The sequence below is a fragment of the Streptomyces sp. YS-3 genome, from assembly GCF_045257485.1.
Lineage (GTDB): Bacteria > Actinomycetota > Actinomycetes > Streptomycetales > Streptomycetaceae > Streptomyces.
Genome location: NZ_JBJHPC010000531.1, coordinates 1 through 4950 on the forward strand (window position 1 = coordinate 1; position 4950 = coordinate 4950).

The 4950-nt window shown below is 72.2% G+C and carries 5 protein-coding genes; 1 reads left to right on the plus strand and 4 read right to left on the minus strand.

Going from position 1 to position 4950, the window contains the following annotated elements:
• Nucleotides 1-202: 202 nt before the first annotated feature.
• The 3 genes from ACJA3G_RS29930 to ACJA3G_RS29940 are packed head-to-tail and all read right to left on the minus strand — an operon-like array spanning nt 203 to nt 3222.
• Nucleotides 203-1336 carry an Mrp/NBP35 family ATP-binding protein gene (locus ACJA3G_RS29930; RefSeq protein ID WP_406556171.1) on the minus strand — a complete coding sequence of 378 codons (1134 nt, stop codon included), beginning with the start codon at nt 1334-1336 and terminating at the stop codon, nt 203-205.
• A gap of 40 nt (nt 1337-1376) precedes the next feature.
• Nucleotides 1377-1958, minus strand: coding sequence for a DUF1003 domain-containing protein (locus tag ACJA3G_RS29935; RefSeq protein ID WP_406556172.1), 582 nt, complete (start codon nt 1956-1958; stop codon nt 1377-1379).
• The gene (locus ACJA3G_RS29940; RefSeq protein ID WP_406556173.1) at nt 1951-3222 is read right to left on the minus strand and encodes a magnesium transporter MgtE N-terminal domain-containing protein; all 1272 of its coding nucleotides are present in this window, start codon (nt 3220-3222) and stop codon (nt 1951-1953) included. Before ACJA3G_RS29940 ends, ACJA3G_RS29935 begins: the two co-directional genes overlap by 8 nt.
• A gap of 216 nt (nt 3223-3438) precedes the next feature.
• Between ACJA3G_RS29940 and ACJA3G_RS29945 the strand changes: the two genes are divergently transcribed.
• Entirely contained in the window at nt 3439-4194 is a 756-nt protein-coding gene (locus ACJA3G_RS29945) for a hypothetical protein (RefSeq protein WP_406556174.1), read from the plus strand.
• A gap of 94 nt (nt 4195-4288) precedes the next feature.
• Here the strand turns inward: ACJA3G_RS29945 and ACJA3G_RS29950 are convergent, their stop codons facing one another.
• The gene (locus ACJA3G_RS29950; RefSeq protein ID WP_406556175.1) at nt 4289-4810 is read right to left on the minus strand and encodes a hypothetical protein; all 522 of its coding nucleotides are present in this window, start codon (nt 4808-4810) and stop codon (nt 4289-4291) included.
• Nucleotides 4811-4950: the final 140 nt, after the last annotated feature.

Here is a 4950-nt window from a genome sequence, read left to right on the forward strand (position 1 = left end):
ACCTGGGGGCGTACGGGCGGGGGATGAGCGCGTACGGGCTCGGGTTCGCGGTGGTGGAGGACATCACCTCGTACGCGTAGCGGAGGGTCTTCGCGCCGCCGTCGGCCGCCCTGGGCCGCTCGTGCTTCCCCGAGCACCGGCGGCCGGGTATGCGTAAGGGGCGCCTCCCCATGGGGGACGCCCCTTACACGTAACGGCAGATCTAGAACTTGTTCCTCGGGGTGATCCCCAGCGACATGCCCGACAGACCGCGCTGGCGTCCGCCCAGCTTGCCCGCGATGGCCCGCAGCGCCGCGCCCGCGGGGGAGTCCGGGTCGGAGAGGACGACCGGACGGCCGTCGTCGCCGCCCTCGCGCAGACGGACGTCGATCGGGATCGAGCCGAGCACCGGCACGTTGGCGCCGGTGGTCTTCGTCAGGCCCTCCGCGACCTTCTCACCGCCGCCGGTGCCGAACACGTCGACCATCTCGTCGCAGTGCGGGCAGGGCAGGCCCGCCATGTTCTCGACGACGCCGACGATCTTCTGGTGGGTCTGGACCGCGATCGAGCCCGCCCGCTCGGCCACCTCGGCGGCGGCCTGCTGCGGGGTCGTGACGACCAGGATCTCCGCGTTCGGGACCAGCTGGGCCACCGAGATCGCGATGTCACCGGTGCCCGGGGGCAGGTCGAGCAGCAGGACGTCCAGGTCGCCCCAGTAGACATCGGCCAGGAACTGCTGGAGGGCGCGGTGCAGCATCGGACCGCGCCACACCACCGGGGCGTTGCCCGGGGTGAACATGCCGATGGAGATGACCTTCACACCGTTCGCCGACGGCGGCATGATCATGTTCTCGACCTGGGTGGGACGGCCGTCCACGCCCAGCATGCGGGGCACCGAGTGCCCGTAGATGTCGGCGTCGACGACACCGACCTTCAGCCCGTCCGCCGCCATCGCCGCGGCCAGGTTCACCGTCACCGAGGACTTGCCGACACCGCCCTTGCCGGACGCCACCGCGTAGACCCGGGTCAGCGAGCCGGGCTTGGCGAAGGGCACCTCGCGCTCGGCGGTGCCGCCGCGCAGCGACGCCGCGAGCTCCTTGCGCTGCTCGTCGCTCATCACGTCGAGCGTGACGTCGACGCGCGTGACGCCCTCGACCCGCTCGACCGCCTCGGTCACGTTCTTCGTGATCGTCTCGCGCATCGGGCAGCCGGAGACCGTCAGGTACACCGTGACAGCGACCGCCCCGTCCGCCCCGATCTCAACCGTCTTGACCATGCCGAGCTCAGTGATCGGTCGGTGGATCTCTGGGTCGTTCACCGTCGCCAGTGCCTCGCGCACCGCGTCATCCGTAACCATACGGAGATGGTACGGCGCCGGGTGCCGCCCCCGGAAAGGCCTAACGGCGGTCGGATTCGTCACTTCCGTGCGGGGCCTCCGGCGGGAATACCACGCGCCGGTCCTCCATCTCCTTGATCATGTCCTGCAGTTCCGAGCGGATCCAGTCGCGGGTGGCGACCTCGCCGAGGCCCATCCGCAGCGCGGCGATCTCCCGGGTGAGGTACTCGGTGTCGGCGATGGAGCGCTCGTTGGACTTGCGGTCCTGCTCCAGGTTGACCCGGTCGCGGTCGTCCTGCCGGTTCTGCGCGAGCAGGATCAGCGGGGCCGCGTAGGAGGCCTGGAGGGAGAGGGCCAGGGTCAGGAAGATGAACGGGTACTGGTCGAAGCGGAGCGAGGCCGGCGCGAAGATGTTCCAGACCACCCACAGGATGATCACCAGGGTCATCCAGACGATGAACCGTCCGGTGCCCAGGAAGCGGGCGATCTTCTCGGAGAAGCGGCCGAACGCCTCCGGGTCGTACTCGGGCAGCAGGCGCCGCCGGGGCGCGCGCGGCTGGTCGAGACGGGCGCGCGGGCCGCGCGGGACGGCGCTCGCCCCGGCCGTGCGCATGCGCTCGCGCTCCTCGGTGCGGTCAGCCATCCGTGCCCCCCTCGGCGCCGTGGAACTCCGCCTCGCGCCAGTCCTCGGGCAGCAGGTGGTCCAGGACGTCGTCGACGGTGACCGCGCCCAGCAGGGAGCCGCTGTCGTCCACGACGGGCGCGGCGACCATGTTGTACGCGGCGAGGAACGCGGTCACGGCGGGCAGCGGCGTCTCGGGGGAGAGCGGCGGCAGGTCGGCGTCCACGATCGAGGAGACCAGGGTGAACGGAGGGTCGCGCAGCAGCCGCTGGAAGTGCACCGTGCCCAGGTACTTGCCGGTCGGCGTCTCGTCGGGCGGCCGGCACACGTACACCTGCGCGGCGAGCGCGGGCGAGAGGTCCTGCTGGCGTACGCGCGCGAGGGCGTCGGCGACCGTGGCGTCCGGGCGCAGCACGATCGGCTCGGTGGTCATCAGACCGCCCGCGGTGCGCTCCTCGTACGACAGGAGCCTGCGCACGTCCGCCGCGTCGTCCGGCTGCATCAGGGTGAGCAGGCGCTCCTTGTCCTCCTCGGGCAGCTCGGAGAGCAGGTCGGCGGCGTCGTCGGGGTCCATCGCCTCCAGGACGTCGGCGGCCCGCTCGTCCTTCAGCTTGCCGAGGATCTCCACCTGGTCGTCGTCGGGCAGCTCCTCCATGACGTCCGCGAGCCGGTCGTCGTCGAGGGCGGCGGCCACCTCGCCGCGGCGCTTGGGGGAGAGGTGGTGCAGCACGTTGGCGAGGTCGGCGGGGCGCAGCTGCTCGAAGGTGGCGAGCAGGTTCTCGGCGCCCTGGCCGTGCTCCTCCAGCGAGAAGCCGGTGACGGCCGACCACTCGACGGTCAGGGTCTCGCCCTTGCGCCGCAGGGCGCCGCCCTTGCCGCGCCGTACGAAGACCTTGTCGATCTCCCAGTCGCGGCGGGCGGGGAGTTGCTGGATGGCCACGTCCAGGACCGTCACCTCTTCGCCGCTCTCGACGACGGTGACCCGGCGGTCCAGCAGTTCGCCCAGGACCAGGCGTTCGGTGGGGCGCTGCTCGAAGCGGCGCAGGTTGACCACCCCGGTGGTGATGACCTGGCCGGACTCGACGCCGGTGACCCGGGTCATCGGCAGGAAGATCAGCCGGCGGCCGGCCACCTCGACGACGATGCCGAGCAGCCGGGGCGGGCGGCGGCCGACGCGCAGGATGGCGACCAGATCACGCACCCGGCCCACCTGGTCGCCGTTGGGGTCGAAGACGGCGACGCCGGAGAGGTGCGAGACGAAGATCCGGGGGGCGCCTGCCGCCATGCTGAGCGCCTCCTCTGGGGCGTGATCCGACCCTGTCCTGGCCTGAAATGACGCTGAATATCTGATTCAGGCTAGCCGGTGCCCATCCGGTACGCCCTTGTGGGGGGTCCGTACGGCTCTCTGCCGGGCGGTGTGGACGGCCCGGGTAGGGTGCGGTCTGCCGACCCCGACTTCGCGCCCCCCACCTCGCGCGCTTCGACGAAAGGCTGTGTGCCGGTGACCACTCGCTCCCTGTCCGTACGGGCGCGCCGGGCCGCGCTGCCCGTGGCGCTCTGCGCGGGGCTCGCCACGGCCGTCACGGCGTGCTCCTCGGACCCGGACGAGGGGACCAACGGCGTCGGCAGGCTCTCCGCCCCCGAGATCGAGGGCAAGGCGCGCACGGCGGCGGACGGCGCCGACGCGGTGCACCTCAGCGGCACGCTGGTCAGCAAGAGCGGATCGTACAAGATCGACATGCGGCTGAAGAAGAACGGCGCCACCGGCACGGTCACCTCCAAGAACACCACGTTCGGGCTGCTGCGGGTGGGCGACGAGCTCTATCTGAAGGCCGACGCCGCGTTCTGGGCGCACCGGGACGACAAGCACGGCGGTTCGGGGAGCGCGTCGGCCGCGGGCAGGCAGCTCGACGACAAGTACGTCAAGGTGCCCTCGGGCGACCCCTCGTACCAGGAGCTGCGCGGTTTCACGGACAAGGGCGCGCTCCTGAAGGGCATGCTCGGGCTCCAGGGCGAGCTGTCCAAGGGTGACCGCTCCAAGGTCGGCGAGGTGGGCACCATCCGCGTCAAGGCGGGCAAGGACGGCGAGAACGGCACGCTCGACGTCTCGCTCCAGGGCACTCCCTACCCCTTGCGCTTCGAGCGGGCGGGCGGTGCGGGCGTGCTCGAACTGGGCGACTGGAACCAGGACTTCCCGCTGGCGGCGCCGGCGAAGGACGCGACGGTGGATTACGGGAGCAGACTCCCGAAGACGTAGGGCCGCGCCGCTGGGCACCTGGGGGCGCGGGGAACCGCGCGAGCAACCCACCACGGTCCGCAGACGCACGGCACGGCATCCGGCACCGCGCCGCTCAGCCCCGCTTGCGGCCCCGCCCGCGCTTCATCAGCAGCCGTGGCAGCGCCGCCGGGACGGGCTCACGCGTGGTGGCCGGGGTCTCCACGGGCGCCGCGGCCAGCGAGCCCGAGGGCATCTCCGTGCGGACCTCGGCCGGCGCCAGGCACAGCACCCGGCACTCCCGCGCCCAGCGGCCCGTCACCGCCTCGCCGTCCGGCGCGTTCAGCCGCTTGGCCTTCAGCTCGGCGGCCACCGCCGCCCACAGCTCGCTCCCCGGCGCCACCTCGCTCACCGCGGCCGTCCAGGCGACCAGGCGACCGCCCTTGTCCTTGCTGCGGACGGTGACCTCGGCGGTACCGCCGTCGGTCAGGCCCTCCAGCGGCTGCTCGCCGGGGCCACCGCCCACCACGTACGCCGCGCCCTCGTGCCACACGTGCCACAGGGCGCGGTCGGCGGTCCCGGTGCCCCGCACCCAGATCAGCCCGGACTTCTTGGTGGCCTCCTCGACGAGGGCCCGATCCAGCAGCGCAGGTGTCATGGGGGCCACTTTATGGGACGGCCCCGGTCCGGCCCACGGCGTTGTCCACAGCGTGGTCCGACAGTTCCGAAAATATGTTTAGCGCCTTACCCTCGTGCCGTGCCCCGCTCCGCGCCCGCTTCCGCGCCCACCCCCGCGAC